Here is a 17,514-nt window from a genome sequence, read left to right on the forward strand (position 1 = left end):
GAATGATGAATATGAAAAGATTTATATACGTACTGTGCGCAGCCGCAGCGGGCCTCATGGCTCTTTCTTGCGGCCCGAAGAACCCATCTGGAAGCGACGAGCCTAAGGAGCCAGTGTTCCCTGCTGCCATCAGCAAGGACATAAATCCTGGCGAACACGTGAACATCTCGTTCACTGCCACTCACGACTGGGAGCTCAGCATCCCGAGGGAGTCGCTCGCTTGGTTCTATATCGACGACAACGGAATGAAGGAGTACAAGGTCAAGGGCTCCAAGGGCAGTGTCACCGTATCCGTACATGCGGAGAACGTGGAGAGCAACTACGAGCGCAGAAGCTGCGTCGTAACCCTCAAGATGGGAGGAAAGTCTGCCGACATCGCGACCATCTCCCTCGTGCCTCAGAGCCGAACCATCACAATCTTCGAAGCCGACACCGATGCCGACGGCAGGTTCGTGGTAGTGGGCAGCGGCGAGTATGAGTACAAGACCACCAGGAGCGATGCTCTCTCTCTGCGCTGGCCTAAGGGTCTCTCGTCGTTCAGTCTCCCTATCAAGGTGGAGTCGAACTTCGAGTGGGCAGTGAAGAATGACCATCCGGAGTGGCTCGAGCTCACAAAGACCACCTCGGAAGGAGACGTGACCACCCTCGTGCTCAAGGGCGTCCCAAGCAAGTATCCTATGGACCAGGCCAGCGGAAAGATCAGCTTCACCGACCTCAAGACCGGCGAAGTCATCTACCAGGCGGAAGTTACCATCCCAGGATGCAAGGATATAGTTTATACAGACATGTCAGGCAGCAGGATCGAGCTGAACATACTCGGAGAGTACGACAGCAACGGAGTGATGATGTCGTACTATTCCTTCCACCTCACCAGCACCCTCGAGACCGAGGTGTTCGTGGTCGAGAAGAACGGCAGCTCTTATGTGCGTCCAGAGAATCCATGGCTCTCAGTGATGATAGGCTATCCTGAAGGCAAGCCTGGCGAGAACGTCATCCAGGACAGGATAATCAGCCTCTCTGCAGGTCAGAACATAGCCCCTGAGCGCACTGCTTACGTAGTCGCTGTTCCAGGCTATGTGCTCGAATCAAGCGATATAAACGCCATTGCAGCCAAGTACACCGTGGCTGAGGTAAGGCAGGCAGGACTCGACCCAGAGTCTGGATGGAATGCAATCATGCCTGTGAATTCAGAATTCCAGATGGCCATCAAGGGTGCAGGAATACATCGCACCGCATCGTCCGAGGCTCACTACACCGAGCTATCTTCGAAGTTCGGAACCAACGAGATCTACACCCTCGAGTACAACAACTGGTTCTCTTATGAAGGTGCAGAACTTCTCTCGCAGAAGGAGATCGCCGATGTGAAATATTACCTCGCAGACGGTTCAGACGAGAACTATGACGGCAACCTCGCAGTCGTGAACAACGACTCGGAGCGCAAGGATGTGTTCAACGTGAACATCGAATACTTCGAGGAGGGCCTCGAGGAGGCTGTCGTTCTCTATGACAACGCAGACAAGGTGATCGCTGTCATCCTCTGCCGACTCAGCGAGAGCTACTGGCCAGACGTGAAGTTCACCGACATAAGGTTCGTCGCATACGACCTCGTGGGCGAGGACGGTGACCCTGACGGAAACATCCTCCCTCAGAACGTGCTCCTCGAGAGACTCAGCTCTGGCGAGATCTATGACCAGTACAAGTCATACGGCATTCCTGTATGGCGCCTCGTATACTACACGAGGACCTCGGAGAGGAATGCGATGATATATGTTCCACCATTCCCGATGGGAAGCGAGGATGCGATCGAGCGTCATCCCGATCCATCATGGATGAACGTGGAGGGCGCACTCTCGGAGAAGGGTCTCCCATACATCCACGTCACCATGAACGACAAGCTTCCTGAGACCGGCAACGTCGGACACATCGTGCTTCGCGGCGGCGGAAGGCCACTCTTCGTGCTCGTATGCGAGAGGGAATTCATGAACAACTAAGAGGAATGAAGATTTTTGAAAGAATAGGCGGGCTTCTTCTGCTCGCGACCGTCCTTCTTGCGGGATCATGCAACAAGAACGAGCAGCCGGACTACGACGGCGGATATGGCTACGTTCAGTTCATGGTCTACAAGGACGCATCCTACGAAACCAAGGCGGTGCAGAGCCAGCTGGAGTATCTCTCGCAGGCATGCAAGCTCAAGGTGACCATGGTCTACGAGGACGAGACCCTCACCCAGACACTCGTGCTCCAGAAATCGGACGACGAGAGCGCTGAGTACGGTCTCCAGAGCGACAAGCTCAAGCTCTACAAGGGCGACTACGAGGTCATCAGCTACATGCTCTACGATGCCCTCGACCAGGAGCTCTATATCGGTATTCCTGATGCTGCCGAGTTCAGCGTGGTGCCGGGCAGCATAGTAAGGCATGACCTCACCGCGAACGTAATCGGACGCGGAAAGGTGCAGCTCAGCTTCACCAAAGACCTCTCAGGCTTCGAGAACATCCCAACGAAGTCCACATCCCGCGAGTATACCTTCGACGAGATCAGGTATGTCGACATCACCGTCGCCAACAAGAAGACCAACGAGCGCGTAAGCTGGGAGAAGATAAAGACCAAGTTCGCCGTCGTCTTCGACGAGGAGAAGGGAGGCGGATACCAGACCTCCGTGCTCACCACGGAGAAGCCTCTCGAGCTCAAGGCAGGCGAGTGGAAGGTAGTTTCATACAACACATACACGAGTAGCAAGGTGCTCCTCGAGAGCAACGGCAAGCCCGCGTTGTCCGACTTCAGCGTCGCAGACAACAAGACCACGGAGGCGAAGGTCGCTCTCACCCTCTACGAGGCAGACGAGTACATCAAGGACTACTATGCCCTCTACGAGATATGGCAGTCCCTCAACGGCCCTGAATGGTCATACAACGGCACCGACTTCCCACGCGGTGCAAACTGGGACTTCAACAAGGACCCTGACCTCTGGGGCGACCAGCCGGGTGTCGAGATCTACTCGAACGGCCGCGTGGCGATGATCAACCTCGAAGGCTTCAACTTCGGAGGACATCTCCCTGCTGCCATCGGCCAGCTCGACCAGCTCAATCAGCTATACCTCGGCAACCACAACGACCCCAGCTTCCTCCCTTATGACCCGAGCGTGGATCCGTCGCTTTCTACGGCGACTCTCTTCGAGCGTCACAAGAAGCGCATGGCATCGCTCTGGGAGCCTACTCCTATGTCCGAGCCTGTCGCCCGCGCACTGAAGGAGAACGGAATCGAGATTCCGGAGATCGCGATGTACGACACCAAGCGCGAGGACCAGCTCATCGACATGGCCAGCGGCAACACCATACGTGAGATCAGACTCATGGACAATGTACACGGAGTATATTCCAACTCGCTCCAGAGCATCGACCCTGCCATCGGCAAGCTCAAGAACCTCCAGTATCTCTTCATCGCGAACAGCACCCTCGCTTCGCTTCCTGACGAGTTCTCGGAGCTCAGCGCACTCACCGACTTCGAGATCTACAACTGTCCGAAGATGGTCGAGTTCCCGATGGCTGTATGCAAGCTCCCAGAGCTAGTGGCGGTGAACATCTCCAACAATGCACAGTGGAGCCCGGAGGAGATTCTCAAGGGACTCAAGGGCCTTGCTACAGGTCCGTCCGCAGCGAAGATCCAGATTCTCTACATGAGCCAGAACAGGCTTGAGGAACTCCCTGAGGAGGTGAAGAACTTCAAGGCCATGGGCCTCTTCGACGCGAGAAGCAACAAGCTCAGGAAGGTGAATCCTTTCGGTCATAAGATCAACCTCGTGGACTGCTATCTCGACGACAACCAGATCACCGAGATAGGCGTGGACGAGCAGGGCTTCTTCTGCGGCATCGAGGACATCGAGACCTTCTCCGCAAGCTACAACAAGATGACCAGGTTCCCGGACATCTTCAGCGCGAAGTCCATGTTCACGATGGGCTCGGTGGACTTCTCGTACAACCAGATCACGGAGGTCGAGAACGAGGGCAACGGCTACAAGGGCATCAAGGTTTCGACCCTCACCCTTGCCAATAACCCTCTCACCGTCTTCCCTGTGGCCTTCTGCGAGTCCGAGTCATCCGTCGCATACTTCAACATGAGAGGCTGTCTCCTCGAAGAAATCCCTGAGGCTGCGTTCGACGGCAAGACGATGATCAACACGACATCCCTCGACCTCAGCTACAACCACCTCAAGGAACTCCCTGAGAAGAGCTTCAACTCTCTGAACGTGCCATACCTTTACGGCGTGGACCTGGGCAACAACCGTTTCTCGAAGTTCCCATGGTCATGTCTCGACTCAGCCTACCTCACCGTCCTCTCGCTCCGCAGCCAGAGGGACGCCAGCGGCAACAGGTGCTTCCGCGACTGGCCTACCGGCATCTACCAGCACAAGGGTCTCAGGGGCCTCTATCTCGGCTCCAACGACCTCAGGAAGGTGGCTGACACGATCTCTCCTCTGTGCTACTATCTCGATATCAGCGACAACCCTAACATCTCGTTCGATGCTTCCGACATCTGCTACGAGTGGCGCGTGGGTGCGTACTACCTGATCTACGACAAGACGCAGAATATCATCAACTGTGACTACATGCTCGAATAATGAAGAAGACCACATATTACATAATATCAGCGATCGTTGCACTGGGCCTCGTAGCCTGCCAGCCGCGCGAGACTGCCGTCGAGTTCAAGATCGACCTCGACAGCATCACCGCCGAGGCCGAGGGCGGAGACTTCGGTGTGTCGCTCAGCTCTTCCGAGTCATGGATGGCTTCCACCGACAATCCATGGATCACCATCTCTCCAGCTAACGGACCGGCATCGGCAGAGTGCGTCATCAGCATCGACTCAACCGTCGTGAGCACCCCGAGAAGCGGCCTCGTGCGCTTCAAGAACCGCGTTTCAGGCGTGAGCAGGGACATCAGGGTCAGTCAGGACGGCTATGGATACAACATCTCCCTCGCCGAGAGCGAGGTCAAGATAGGCAACTACGCATACGTGGACAAGCGTGTGTTCGAGGTCAAGGTGAGGACCAACGTACCTTTCAGGGTGGACATCCCATCGGCAGCCAAGAACTGGCTCAGCTGCGAGGAGCCTGAATTCAACATCGACAGGGGAGCTCGTCCTCGCGAGGTGACCCTCAAGTTCAAGTGGGGAGTCAATTCCGTTCCGCTCAGCAGGGAGGCGAAGGTTTCCTTCGTGCCGCTCGCCGGATGGAACGTGGACTCGGCTGATGCGCTCGACGTGCTCCAGGCCGCAGCTCCGGAAATCACCATCGGCCATGAGGGTGACTCCATCGTCGTACTCTCCATCGCACGCAACCTCAACTGCCTCCAGGAAATCAACCAGGCGGAGGCGATGCGCGACTGGGACAACGTAACCCTCTGGGAGTCGACCGACCCTGGCTATACGCCTTCGAAGGCAGGCCGCGTGAAGTCGGCGAAGTTCACTCTCTTCGAGACCACAGAGGAATTGCCATACGAGGTACAGTACCTTACCGAGGCCGAGGAACTTGTGTTCTTCTCGAACTCGAACTCCTTCCTCTATGACATCAGCATGGGCGATAACATATGCAAGCTCACAAATCTGAAGAGACTCACAGTCTCTGCATACGGACTTAGCGACCTTCCTGAATCGTTCAGGAACCTCAGGAACCTCGAGTGGCTCGACCTCAGCGGCAACAACTTCGGAAAGCTCCCTGACGTTCTCACCAAGGAGAACTTCCCTAAGCTCCACGCACTCCTGCTCAACACCTGCCAGAGGGACTACATCCTCGACCTGAACAACACGATCAGCGAGAGGCTCGGAGGATTCAAAGGTCCGTTCCCTAGGCGTCTGCTCGAGTGGGAGAAGCTCGACACTCTCCGTCTCTCGGTGAACTTCATCGAGGGCGAGATGCCAGACATGCTCGACTATGAGGTTAAGTATACCGAGGCCGACTGCGCTCAGATGAACCTTCCAACCACTTTGGTGGGCACTCCGAAGGTACTTCCAAACGCGAAGTTCTTCGCATTCAACCTCAACCGCATGTACGGAAGCCTTCCTGACTGGGTTCTCTACCATCCGAACCTCATCTCATGGGAACCATACATGCTCTGCTACCCTCAGGAGGGACACGCAAGCAACGGCACCGCGGCATATTTCAACAACGTGCCTGCGAACATGGACTATTACTGGACCTTCTATGAAGGTTACAAGGAACATCAAGACATTTATATCGGAGACTGATGAAGATTGCAAGATACATAATGCTCGCGCTATCCTTCGCCGCCCTTGCCTCGTGCAGTAGCGTGGTGGAGATCGACGAGGAGATTTCGATAAAGGATGCCGCCGTGAAGGGAGAGCTTCTCGTGAAGTTCAGCCCTGAGGTCGCGGACATACTCGAGTCGGCCATCCCGACCAAGGCCGGAATCCCGTCCGTGGATGAGATTTTCGACATCGCCGGAGCATACGAGTTCGAGCGCGTGTTCCCTGTGGATCCGCGCAACGAGGAGCGCACCCGTGAGGCCGGACTGCATCTGTGGTACATCGTGCGCTTCGACGCGGCGAATGACATCGAGGAGGTGGGACGTCGTCTCGCAGCCCTCGGAGAGGTGAGCGGAGTCGAGTACAACCACACCATCAAGCGCGCCTACAACCCCGAGAAACGTGCGATTCCTTTCGACATCTCGGCCGTCCCGGTGACCAAGGCGCAGGGCGGCGTGTTCGATGATCCTATGCTCAGTCTCCAGTGGAACCTCATCAATACAGGCGACCTCTGGGAGAGGGGATTTGCTGCTGGTGCGGACGTCAATGCCGTAAGTGCATGGGAAGAGTGTACCGGCGACCCTTCGGTCATCGTGGCAATCGTGGACGAAGGCGTTTTCTATGACCATCCTGACCTCAGGGCCAACATGTGGCACAACGAGGGCGAGATCTTCGCATCCGAGCAGGACAACGACGGAAACGGCTACACAGGTGACTACTACGGATACAACTTCGTGAAGGAGACCGGACAGATCTCATACTCGCTCAGCGCTGACACCGGCCACGGCACCCATGTCGCAGGCGTCATCGCAGCGCAGAACAGCAACGGCGTCGGAATCAGTTCCATCGCCGGCGGCAACGGTTCGAAGCCTGGAGTGAAGATCATGTCATGTCAGATCTTCAGCGGCAACTACGTGGCATCCATACTCGCAGAGGTGAAGGCTATCAAGTACGCAGCCGACAACGGTGCAGTGATACTCCAGTGCAGCTGGGGCTACACCTCGAGCAAGGCGAACCAGTACGACTGGGCACCTATGTACAGTACCGACGACGAGTGGATGACCGACTGTCCGATCGAGAAGGACGCCCTCTTCTACTTCGTGCATACCGCAGGTTCGCCGAACGGTCCCATCGAGGGCGGCATAGGAGTGTTCGCTGCCGGCAACGAGAGCGCTGGGGCAGCCGGATATCCAGGCGCATACGACGATTTCGTGTCCGTCATCGGAACCGCTCCGGATCTCACCCCTGCGGTGTACACCAACTACGGAACAGGTTCGAATATCTGCGCGCCTGGCGGTGACCAGGACTACTTCTACGACTATGAGAAGGACGGCATGTACGGAGAGATCGGATGCATACTCTCGACCGTCCCTTACCATATCTCCGAGTCCGGATACGCATACATGGAGGGAAGCTCGATGGCTACTCCGCACGTGTCATCGGCACTTGCGCTAGCAATCTCGTACGCGGCCCAGAACCATCGTCATCTCAAGGCTGACGAATACAAGAAGTTGCTCGAGGAGAGCGCATCTCCCATAGACGAGAACGTGCTCACCGGTCCGAAGTACTACTACAAGTACGTCGCGGACCTGGGCCAGAACCAGAAGAAGAAAATGGAGCTGGATGGCTTCAGGGGAAGGATGGGAGCAGGACAGCTCAATGTCGGGAAGTTCCTCGGCGCGGTCAAGGGCGCAGGCGTCCCTATGGTGTTCCCTAACGTATACGTGGCTCCGGGAGCGAGCGTCAAGATCGACGCGGCACGCTATTTTGACGCGGTCGGCGCTGCTTCGGTGGCGGTCAAGGACTCATCGATCGCAGACGCGAGCGTAACAGGCAGCGTCATCACCTTCGTGGGCAAGAGCGAGGGCGTGACATCGGCTGTCGTCAGCGCCGGAGGAGAGAACAGGACCATCACCGTCACCGTCCGCAAGGGTAGCGGCGCAGGCTGGCTTTAATCGACCGTAAAGAAGAAGAGAATGAAGAGAATTATCATAGCAATATTATTCGCTCTCGCTGCAGTGGCATGCGAGAAACCTGCACCGGAGAAGGTCGAGGAGCAGCTTCACGTCAGCTTCACCAACGTTTCCGGTGACTGGGAGCTCAAGCAGTGGAAGGGCAGCGAAGTTGAACCAGGCTTTGTCGTGGTCAAGCTCAAGAAGGACAAGACCTTCGTGCTGTCCCAGTCCGTAGGATCGATGTACCCAACGGAGTACACGGGTGAGTATAACCTGATCGAGGATGACTACGGCACTGCGATAAGGGGTATCTACGACTACACATACGAGTACTGGGAGCATAGGTACTACGTGACTTCTCTCACCGAGTCAGAGATGCAATGGACTTCGGCAGACGATGCCGAGGACGTATACATCTACAGCAGGATAGACTGATACTTTCATATTCAGAGAATGAAGAACATACGGATCATATTCATCGCAGCGCTGCTGCTGTTGGGCCACGCCGCGCAGGCGCAGATAAGGATGCTGCCGCACGAGAGAGTCGACAGCCTGGCGGCGGCGCGCCGTACAGAATGGTGCGATGACAGGGTGGTCTTCGACTCTCTGACCATACACACGCCGCAGGTGCATCAGAAGGACGCACCCATCGTGGCCGCCTTCCGCTTCAGGAACGTCGGTCCCGCGGCCCTCACATTGGAGAGGGTGGAGACTTCGTGCTCGTGCGTGAGGGCCGCCCTCTCCGCACAGGTAGTCGAGCCGGGCGAGGAGTGCGTCGTTGACGTCGTCTACCTCCAGAGGGGACATCCCGGACGTCATGACAGGTATATCTATATCTATTTGGAAGGAGAAAGGCCACTTGCGCTGCTTACCTTATGCAGCGACGTGCTCGAATAAGCCTGATTTTTGAGTTCGCGCCACCGGCTGGCAGACGGGAAGATACCGAGTCCAAAGAAATGCTATATTTGTAGAAGAAAGAACAAAGAAAACAGCAACGATGACGCTATTTGAAGCAATACAGGCACGCCATTCTGTACGTGCATATAAGGAAGAGGCCCTGAGGCCAGAGGCAATAGCCGTACTCAAGGAGAAGGTCGAGGAGGTCAACCGCAAGGGCAATCTCCACGTCCAGCTCGTCCTCGACGAACCGAAGGCATTCAAGTCTCCTATGGCACGGTACGGCAACTTCAGGGGAGTGAGCAGCTACCTCGTGATGGCCGGCAAGCCCGGCGAAGTCGACGGAGTAAGCTTCGAGGAGAGGGTCGGCTACTACGGCGAGCTTCTCGTCCTCACCGCCATGACCATGGGCGTCAACAGCTGCTGGGTCGGCTTGACCTACGGAAAGGTCGAAGGTGCGTACACTCTCGAAAAGGGTGAGAAGATATCCTGCGTGATCTCGCTCGGATACGGAGTGGACCAGGGCCATGACCACAAGCGCAAGAGCCCTGAGCAGGTGAGCAACGTCGGTCCTGACAGCCCGGCTTGGTTCAAGGCCGGAGTTGACGCCGCGCTTCTCGCGCCGACCGCTGTGAACCAGCAGAAGTTCAGGTTCACCTTGAAGCCTTCCGCAGACGGCACCAAGGCAAAGGTCATCGCCGACAAGACCTTCGCACTTTCCGGATACACCCTCGTCGACCTCGGTATCGTGAAGTTCCATTTCGAGCTCGCCGCCGGCACCGAAAACTTCGACTGGGAGTAAAACAAGAGGACTATGATACGAATGTACAGATATTCGGAAGGGGAGTGCTCGTTCATCATGATCGATGGGCGGGATGTAGAGATTCCGAGGTTCCGCACGCGCAAGGCGATCCATGCGCTTTGCCTGATGAATTCAGCGTCAGGCATCGTCATCATGGACCATCCGACCGACAAGGACGCTGCCGACTTCCGTATGGATTTCTACAGTGCGGACGGTGAGCTGCGAGAAATGGATTTATCCGGTGCGGACGGCACGCCGCAGGGATTACATGATGCGGACGGCGAGCTGAGAGGGATGGACCGCAGTGCTGCGATGTGCGCAGTGGCATTTGCCGACCTGCTTGGAATCAAGCCTTTTCACTCGAAGGAATACCGTTTCGAGGCGGCGCACGGCATCCATGAGGCCTTCATAGACTCTCACCTTGGGGAGTGCAAGGAAGTGCGCCTCGACGCCGATCCGGCTCTTGGTGCGACGCTCTGCGAGGGCGAATTCGAATAGATTCATGAAGAAGATCTGCGCATTCATAACCCGCTACATGGCGGTCATCGTCGTGATGCTCCACAATATGTGCGGATATGGGCTCGGCTACATGGTCGGCGGTCTGCTCGAACTCAGTCCGAAGCAGCGCACCGCAATCAGCGTCGAGGTCGGCATGCAGAATTCAGGTCTGGCCTGCAGTCTCGCTGCCACCCATTTCCCGGCACTTGCCATGGCCGCAGTTCCTGGCGCGGTCTTCAGCGTATGGCACAACATCTCCGGCGCCCTCGTCGCCAAACTTTTCTCCAAGAGAAATTAATTCACTTTTGAATAAATTTTACTTTTAAATAAACTTTCGTTATGTTTGCATCATGATATCAAATGCAGACAAACGAAGGATGACAGCTGCCAAACAGATTGAGGCAGCGATGGAGAGGAAGGGGTTCAGCAGAAGTCAGCTTGCTGAGGCCATGGGGCGCAGCCGTTCTGATGTGACAAAATGGCTTGGAGGAAACCATAATTTCACGAATGACCTTCTGGCAGAACTGTCACAGGTCCTCGGAGAGGAAATAACCGGCGTTTCGAGTCTGGTGACTGGATATGACGGGGCTTGCGCCGATGACAGCGTACTTCGCGAGCCGGCATGTGGCGTAATATACCTGGACAGCCAGACTTACAATCAGGCAGAAATCAATGCCAGTGCCAACGGCATGGACATCATATCTTATGTCAGATCGCTTATATCCAAGGATTCCAGGAAACAGATTGAATTGCCGAAGATAGATCTTGATAAGATTCCAGGAAGGCTGGCGAAGAAATATTCGGGTTATGTGGATTACAAGACTGCAGAGTCCAACTTTGACGATGATAGATTCAACAGGATATGGAACAAGTAAAGATATTTCTTGACACGAATATCCTGATTGATTACTATACCGGCAGGATGGAGGACGGAGTGGCGGAAAAGATAGTCATCGCAGGCGATGCTCCTTGTTTCCAATTATGCATTTCCGTATTGACCGGCGTAAACGTGATGTATGTCACCAAGAAATTCAACAGGCCTATCTCGGCGTCTCTTCTCCACCGTATGTTCACGATCTTACCGATGACGGCGAATCAGTGGGAGAAGTCGCTCGTCTCTGATATCGCGGATCCTGAGGATGCGCTTCAGATGGCGTGTGCTGAAGAAAATGCCTGCCAGGTGTTCATCACACGAGACAGGCATATTCGAAATATTCAATCCGCTATGCTCAAAATCCTCTCTCCGGAGGAATTCATCGCGGAGATCACTGCTTAGGTGTTACTCATCTATCTCCCATCAATCTTTAAGCCTTTCCTTCACATCTGCACCAGAGCCGCGACCTCGATACAGGTTTCCATTTGCATTGAATCTGTAATATGCAGAGAGTTTGATGTTTTGCGGATTCGTACTGTTCGTCTGGTAAATCATGTAACTGCCATAATCAGTAACTGAGTCTTCTGACATCTTATTCAAAAGATCACTGGCGGAAATACGGAATACAAGTTTTCCATCAAGGAAAGCTTTCTGAACGGCGAACTCAAGGAGCCAGATATTTTTCATGAGCTGTGTATTATCATAGCTCATTCGACTCCTGAACTGGAAATTGGATTCCAGTTGCCACGGATTCAGCCTGTCCGAGCCGAAGCTAAACACATTGGAAGCATAGAAAAAGAACATCGGTTTATTGAACATCTCTTTTCGAAAACCATCCCTCACCCTATCATCCTCGAGGGTCAGCTTCAGGAACTGCTGGGTAACACCTGCGGTATATCTAGGCTGCCAGAATGAAACCTTGGGAGATACGTCCAGATACACCGAATAGCTACGGACAGGTGTCCCCAGATTCTGCGACTTCAGCAATATCGTGCCCTGGTCATTATATCGGCAAGCCCACTTGAGAATCTTATTGGATGCATTCAAATATTCTGTCCCAAGAGTCAGCCATTTGTAGTTCATCATAAGAGACACCATATGATTCACCGTGTTCCTCAGTTTCGGATTACCAGCTTCATATACATATCGGCTCCTATACTCCATCCTGTCGCTCATCTGCGAAAATGATGGTCGCGTAGTCTTCACCGAGTAGTTGAAAGACAGCGTAAGGTCAGAAATTGTCCTGCCCCATGATAAATACGGGAAGACGGCGTCCTGTCGACGTAGCAAATCGTTTCTCGGATCCATTTGATCCGTATAATCCATCAATATATGTTCATATCTCAGTCCAGCGGCGACCTTACCCCACGATGAATCGAATGAATAGTCAGAAAAAAGTGAAAACAAAGACTCATGGACTGATGAATTCGCGTCTGTCAGAAAGGGCAGGTTAGCCATATAGCTGTTCCTGCTGTTGACGAAAGTATCCTCGGTTCCAATCTTCAGAAGTCCCCTCCATACTCTACGTGAGGCAACAAATTTTGTGGCGTACATCGCGTTACGGGCATGAGACTCCGTACAGAAATCCCTGTCATCAACGGAACTCTCCTCGGTAATCCGGTTACTCTGTGTACTAGACTGAATCTGCAAATCAATATTCCAATCCAACTCCCACTCTTTCACATGTCCCAGATAATATGAATTGGCAACTAGCCCCCATTTCTTCGGACATATCATCCTATCATTGGAAATAAGATGCATCTCATGAAAACCGTTTTGATATACATCCTCATCCATCATAGTATTTCCGCGAGAGAACAAGTTATCGGAGAACTGTATCATCGCCCCAAATGAGTGAGATTCATTGAGGGCCCAGTCTGTGCCGAGTTTTGCGTCAATATCCATGCTTTCGCGCTCAGCCTTTATACTCCCTCGTTGTTCATGGAACAAATCCTCACGGAATGTCGCTCCAGCCATGTTACTTTGCTGGTAATGTCTAAACGAGCCCAGATTTAACCCTCCGAAGACGTCCATCTTTTTTCTTCTGTAGCTCATGTTCAGACTTGCTGAAGGATCAGTACCTTTATGCATGGTATACTGGCAGAGAGAACTCTTGACATCTGCTGCGAAGCCCTCTCCAAACCGTTTAGTAATGATCTTGACCACGGAATTGACCGATGCATCATATTCCGCTCCTGGTGAGTTGATCACTTCGACGCTCCTTATCTGCTCTGAGTTGATGCGTCCAAGCTCAGTGATGTCGGTGAGTCTTCTACCATTCAGATAATAAACAGGAACTCCTTTGCCCAAGACTTCCAGACCATTTCCTGTCCTCACCATTCCGCTTACTCGTCCAAGTACATCCTCAGCTGTTCCAACATGTTCAAGCACTGACCCCGCAACCTTCGTTTCTACAGAATTTGTCTTGATCCTGGTGCGAGGGACTTCAGCCAAAATTACAGATTCGTTCAGCCTGTATTCTGTCTTAAGGCTATCATCCTGAGCCGAAGCGCATACCAGTTCCATGACAGATGGTATGAACAGACAGCTGGCTGTAATAACAAACATTTTGATTCTTTCCATGACTCTTACATTTTTGCGCAAAAGTATGAGCCACTATCGAACGCCCAAAGCACTAGGGACACATAGAAAAGACGGCGGGACAAATGTTGACCCTGACGCCTCTTTACGAAACATATCAATTTCTTTCCATTTATCCCGATTGACATCCATACAGAGTATATGCCTTTGAACCGAGGTAAAAAGAATACTACATTTGTCGGAAAGAAGATCACACACGCTATGAACAGAATGAAGAGAAATATACCCGGAACGATCATCCTGGATTATCTTTACATCAGCATAGGTCTCTTCCTGATGATCGTCTTGCTGGAACCATTCGGCACCCGTGACTTCATCTCGAGTAACAGTACACCATATCTTTTCTACGTAGTTGAAGGTATTTCGTTCTTCTGCATATTCATGATCAGCGAGCTAATCGCCACCTTCTGCGTCGGTGTTCCTGTTGACTATTCACAGCCTTTGGACTATCAGTTCCGTCGCCTTGCCGCATTGGCAATACCGTGTCTGCTTCTGAATGCACTGTTCGATGGATTGTTCTTCTGCGTTCTCAATTGGGGATGGTCACGTCTGTATTATTATTGGACCTTGAAAGACGGCACCCTTACCTTAAGATGGTTCTTCCGGGACCTCAGGCAGTCGTTATCAGTCGGGATCTTCATCTCTGCATATTATGCATTCATAACCCACTGTAGGATGCAGAAATACCAGATATCTGAACTCACATCCTTGAATACGCTGCTTGAAGCAGAACAAAAACGAATCAGCGAAAGAAAAGATGAGAAGATTCTCCTGCATGGGGATAGCAAAGACACTCTCATACTGAATCCCATGGACATATTATACCTGGAATCTGTAGGCAACTACCTTGACATCGTTTACTTAGAGCAAGACCAGACGGTAAGGAAGAGGATACGATGCTCACTTAAGGACGCAGAAACAACCCTGCTGACATGTCCTTCTATAGTCCATGTCCACAGGGCTTTTCTTGTGAATATTAATTATATAACTCAGATCAGCGGTAACGCTGCCGGATACAAATTGGAGCTCTTCGGGTGCGACAAGGTACTTCCTGTATCAAAAGCCAATATCGCAACCTTCCGTGACAAGATTAAGAGCTTGTCTCTATAGTGTTACTTCTTCAGGGAATTGAAGATCTGCCTGATGGCCTGGGCCTCTTCGGTCTCGTCGATGGTCTTCCTGATCCTTTCAGGAGAAGGTGCGAAGACATGGTTGAGGAAACCAACTGAAACGGTGGTCGGCTCTGCGTCAGGATGGGACGGGTCGATCACGCGGCCGACGCTCCAGAGCACATAGTTGTCCACCTTGAAGCATGACTTCATGATCTTGGACACTGCAGGTTCGACGAGCAGCGAGATGAGTCCGTCGCTCGAAGCGCCGAGGTAGCTGTATGCCACCTGCTCGAAACGGTCCTGCATCACTACCGAATGGTCAGCCTCGCTCGGGCGGGTGATGGTCATGAAAATTGCGATTCCAAGCACCACGGCGAGCGCCAGTGCCAGTTTGATCTTCTTGTGGGATTTCTTCTTTGCCATATTACTTAATTTACTTTACTACATCCATGAGCTGCTTGCAGATCGCCTGCATACCCTTGATCGATGGGTGGCCATTCTGCTTCTCGATGTCATAGAGCTCGATGAGCTGGACACCGAAATGCTTGCACACCTCGCGGAATGACTCGTTGACGTCTTCCTTGAGCTCAGAGTTGAGGATGGTATAGACGGTCGCGTTCGGATAGATTCGTGCGAGAGCGTCGAGCATGTACGCGAGCGCCGGACGGAGAGAGTTGCAGTCCTCCTTGGTGATGTGTGAATACTTGTACTCACCGACAGGAGCATTTGCCCACGCATCGTTGGTACCGCCGAAGACGAAGATGATATCAGGGTTTCCGAGCTTCCAGAGACGAGAGTTGAAAGAAGAGTTTGCGACGTTCCTTCTTCCGTAGCCAGTGTTGCAGATGGTGGTTCCGCCCCATGAATCATTGACCTCGAGGGTATATCCCATTGCCTCGGCATAGAGGCTCCACCAAGTCTGACCTACCTCGGTCACGTCATTCCTGTCGTTTGGATAGAAAGGTGCCTGGCCTGCTGGATTTGCTCCTTCGAAAGTAGAATACGAATCTCCGAGTACGGAAACCTTCTTGGTCTGCGCATTTGCTGACACTGCGATCATTGAGAGCGCAAGCGCGATTGTGAGAATCTTTTTCATTGTATGTGTGGCTTAAATTTCAATTCTTATATCAGGTTCGAGACGAAGGTCCATCGTACAGCCGTTCATGTAGAAGCCTTGTCCGATGGGAGCGTCCCAATAGCGGACCATGACGAATCCATGATGCTCGTAGAAGGTCTTCGCACGGTTGCTCTTGTTCACATCCAGACGGACGATGCAACCTTCCGGATGCATGCGGCGTGCCTCGGCAATCACCTCTTCCATGAGCTGCTTGCCGAGTCCGAGGCCCTGGTAGCCGGGAATGAGATAGAACTTGTCCAGATACACGACAGGAAGAGTATCGTCACCGCCAGTCGGGCCCTCACCGTGCTCATCGCCGCTGTATGGCTTGAAAGCGCAGTAGCCGACCGGATCGCCGTCAACCCGGACGAGGAGGAAACGCGAACCTTCCTCGCACATCTGGCGGGTCAGGCTCTCGGTGGAGTACATCAGTCCCATCATGTAGCTGTTCTGCTCGTCGGAGTGGATTCCACGGTACGTGACCATGAAAACCTGATCCGCGAGTTTCTGAATGACGGGAATCTGTGCCGTCGATATTTCCTCTATCCTGATGTCCATGAATGCGAATATACTCAGAATTCTTAACTTTGCGTCATGGAAATCACTATTGTCAAAGGTACCGCACCAGATGCGGAGGTGATCGCCGGCTTCCAGCTCGCGATGGCGGAGGAGTCCGAGGGGACAGTCCTCGATCCTGAAACCGTGCGCAGGGGAGTCAGCGCAGTGCTCGCCGACCCGGCGAAGGGCATATACTTCGTCGCCAGGAACGAGGACGGCACCGTCATGGGCAGCCTGCTCGTCACGAAGGAATGGAGCGACTGGAACGACTGCGACTATTGGTGGATCCAGAGCGTCTACGTACGTCCCGAATTCCGGCACCAGGGCGTGTTCAAGGCCCTCTATTCGGAGGTCAGAGCTCAGGCCCAGCAGGCCGGTTCGACTTATCTTCGCCTATATGTAGACAAAGAAAACTCACCCGCCCAGAACACATACAGGAAGCTGGGGATGGGTGAGTGTCACTATCTGATGTTCGAGGAGAAGCTATAGTCTGCCCTCCACGATTCTCTAGAAGAACTTGACGATCTCGTCAATGTTGCGGTGTGCCGGAGTCTTAGGATCGCCAGCCCTGTAACCGAGTGAGATGACTGCCATCACTGCCTCGTTAGGCGGGATGTTGAGAAGGCTCCTGAGCGCAGCTGCGTCGCGCATACCCATGATGAGGGTGTCATAGCCCATAGACCTTGCCTTGAGGATGAAATACGCGTTGCTGAGACCATTGTCATAAGCACCCCAGCCGTCACCGACCTCGTTGAGAGGTCCTTCGCCGAAGGAGCCTGACTTGCCTTTCTCATAGGTTGAGACGATGTGCACAGGTGCTCCCTGGACGTTCTTCTTGT

Annotated in this window: 18 protein-coding genes; 13 read left to right on the forward strand and 5 right to left on the reverse strand. The window is 53.3% G+C overall.

What is annotated here, in order from left to right:
- Positions 1-11 precede the first annotated feature (11 nt).
- The 11 genes from AC06ND_RS04215 (at position 12) to AC06ND_RS04265 (ending at position 11,689) form a co-directional block, all read left to right on the forward strand.
- Positions 12-1,991: a hypothetical protein gene (locus AC06ND_RS04215; RefSeq protein ID WP_475677743.1), complete on the forward strand. Its 1,980-nt coding sequence runs from the start codon at positions 12-14 to the stop codon at positions 1,989-1,991.
- A gap of 5 nt (positions 1,992-1,996) precedes the next feature.
- Complete coding sequence (locus AC06ND_RS04220) at positions 1,997-4,618, forward strand: DUF4458 domain-containing protein (RefSeq protein ID WP_475677744.1); 2,622 nt, start codon at positions 1,997-1,999, stop codon at positions 4,616-4,618.
- On the forward strand, positions 4,618-6,243 hold the full coding sequence (locus AC06ND_RS04225; RefSeq protein ID WP_475677745.1) for a BACON domain-containing protein: 1,626 nt from the start codon (positions 4,618-4,620) through the stop codon (positions 6,241-6,243). Before AC06ND_RS04220 ends, AC06ND_RS04225 begins: the two co-directional genes overlap by 1 nt.
- Positions 6,243-8,216 (forward strand): S8 family peptidase, encoded by a 1,974-nt coding sequence (locus AC06ND_RS04230; RefSeq protein WP_475677746.1) that lies wholly within the window; start codon positions 6,243-6,245, stop codon positions 8,214-8,216. Before AC06ND_RS04225 ends, AC06ND_RS04230 begins: the two co-directional genes overlap by 1 nt.
- 21 nt (positions 8,217-8,237) lie before the next feature.
- A complete protein-coding gene (locus tag AC06ND_RS04235; RefSeq protein WP_475677747.1) occupies positions 8,238-8,651 on the forward strand; it encodes a hypothetical protein in 414 nt (137 codons plus the stop codon).
- 90 nt (positions 8,652-8,741) lie between these two features.
- Complete coding sequence (locus tag AC06ND_RS04240) at positions 8,742-9,113, forward strand: DUF1573 domain-containing protein (protein WP_475677748.1); 372 nt, start codon at positions 8,742-8,744, stop codon at positions 9,111-9,113.
- A gap of 100 nt (positions 9,114-9,213) precedes the next feature.
- The gene (locus tag AC06ND_RS04245; RefSeq protein ID WP_475677749.1) at positions 9,214-9,915 is read left to right on the forward strand and encodes a nitroreductase family protein; all 702 of its coding nucleotides are present in this window, start codon (positions 9,214-9,216) and stop codon (positions 9,913-9,915) included.
- A 12-nt stretch (positions 9,916-9,927) separates the two neighbouring features.
- Complete coding sequence (locus tag AC06ND_RS04250) at positions 9,928-10,413, forward strand: hypothetical protein (RefSeq protein WP_475677750.1); 486 nt, start codon at positions 9,928-9,930, stop codon at positions 10,411-10,413.
- A 4-nt stretch (positions 10,414-10,417) separates the two neighbouring features.
- Positions 10,418-10,711 carry a bile acid:sodium symporter family protein gene (locus tag AC06ND_RS04255; RefSeq protein WP_475677751.1) on the forward strand — a complete coding sequence of 98 codons (294 nt, stop codon included), beginning with the start codon at positions 10,418-10,420 and terminating at the stop codon, positions 10,709-10,711.
- Between the two features lie 79 nt (positions 10,712-10,790).
- Entirely contained in the window at positions 10,791-11,288 is a 498-nt protein-coding gene (locus AC06ND_RS04260) for a helix-turn-helix domain-containing protein (RefSeq protein WP_475677752.1), read from the forward strand.
- Complete coding sequence (locus AC06ND_RS04265; protein ID WP_475677753.1) at positions 11,276-11,689, forward strand: type II toxin-antitoxin system VapC family toxin; 414 nt, start codon at positions 11,276-11,278, stop codon at positions 11,687-11,689. The genes AC06ND_RS04260 and AC06ND_RS04265 overlap by 13 nt, the downstream gene beginning before the upstream one ends.
- 21 nt (positions 11,690-11,710) lie before the next feature.
- On the opposite strand, the gene AC06ND_RS04270 is transcribed toward AC06ND_RS04265, so the two are convergent.
- Complete coding sequence (locus AC06ND_RS04270) at positions 11,711-13,870, reverse strand: outer membrane beta-barrel protein (RefSeq protein WP_475677754.1); 2,160 nt, start codon at positions 13,868-13,870, stop codon at positions 11,711-11,713.
- A 219-nt stretch (positions 13,871-14,089) separates the two neighbouring features.
- On the opposite strand from AC06ND_RS04270, the gene AC06ND_RS04275 reads away from it, so the two are divergent.
- Positions 14,090-14,998 (forward strand): LytTR family transcriptional regulator DNA-binding domain-containing protein, encoded by a 909-nt coding sequence (locus AC06ND_RS04275; RefSeq protein WP_475677755.1) that lies wholly within the window; start codon positions 14,090-14,092, stop codon positions 14,996-14,998.
- A gap of 2 nt (positions 14,999-15,000) precedes the next feature.
- Here AC06ND_RS04275 and AC06ND_RS04280 read toward each other — a convergent pair whose 3' ends face one another.
- From AC06ND_RS04280 to AC06ND_RS04290, 3 genes are read right to left on the reverse strand one after another with little or no spacing between them, the layout of a single operon-like run.
- Positions 15,001-15,423: a hypothetical protein gene (locus tag AC06ND_RS04280; RefSeq protein ID WP_475677756.1), complete on the reverse strand. Its 423-nt coding sequence runs from the start codon at positions 15,421-15,423 to the stop codon at positions 15,001-15,003.
- Between the two features lie 10 nt (positions 15,424-15,433).
- Positions 15,434-16,096, reverse strand: coding sequence for an SGNH/GDSL hydrolase family protein (locus AC06ND_RS04285; protein WP_475677757.1), 663 nt, complete (start codon positions 16,094-16,096; stop codon positions 15,434-15,436).
- A gap of 12 nt (positions 16,097-16,108) precedes the next feature.
- Positions 16,109-16,675 carry a GNAT family N-acetyltransferase gene (locus AC06ND_RS04290; RefSeq protein WP_475677758.1) on the reverse strand — a complete coding sequence of 189 codons (567 nt, stop codon included), beginning with the start codon at positions 16,673-16,675 and terminating at the stop codon, positions 16,109-16,111.
- A gap of 36 nt (positions 16,676-16,711) precedes the next feature.
- Here AC06ND_RS04290 and AC06ND_RS04295 point away from each other — a divergent pair, with 36 nt between their 5' ends.
- Positions 16,712-17,164, forward strand: a complete 453-nt coding sequence (locus AC06ND_RS04295) for a GNAT family N-acetyltransferase (RefSeq protein ID WP_475677759.1) — start codon at positions 16,712-16,714, stop codon at positions 17,162-17,164.
- Between the two features lie 18 nt (positions 17,165-17,182).
- On the opposite strand, the gene AC06ND_RS04300 is transcribed toward AC06ND_RS04295, so the two are convergent.
- On the reverse strand, positions 17,183-17,514 hold a 332-nt coding region (locus tag AC06ND_RS04300; RefSeq protein ID WP_475677760.1), incomplete at its 5' end, for a nitroreductase family protein.

This window comes from Candidatus Cryptobacteroides sp. (genome assembly GCF_056207615.1).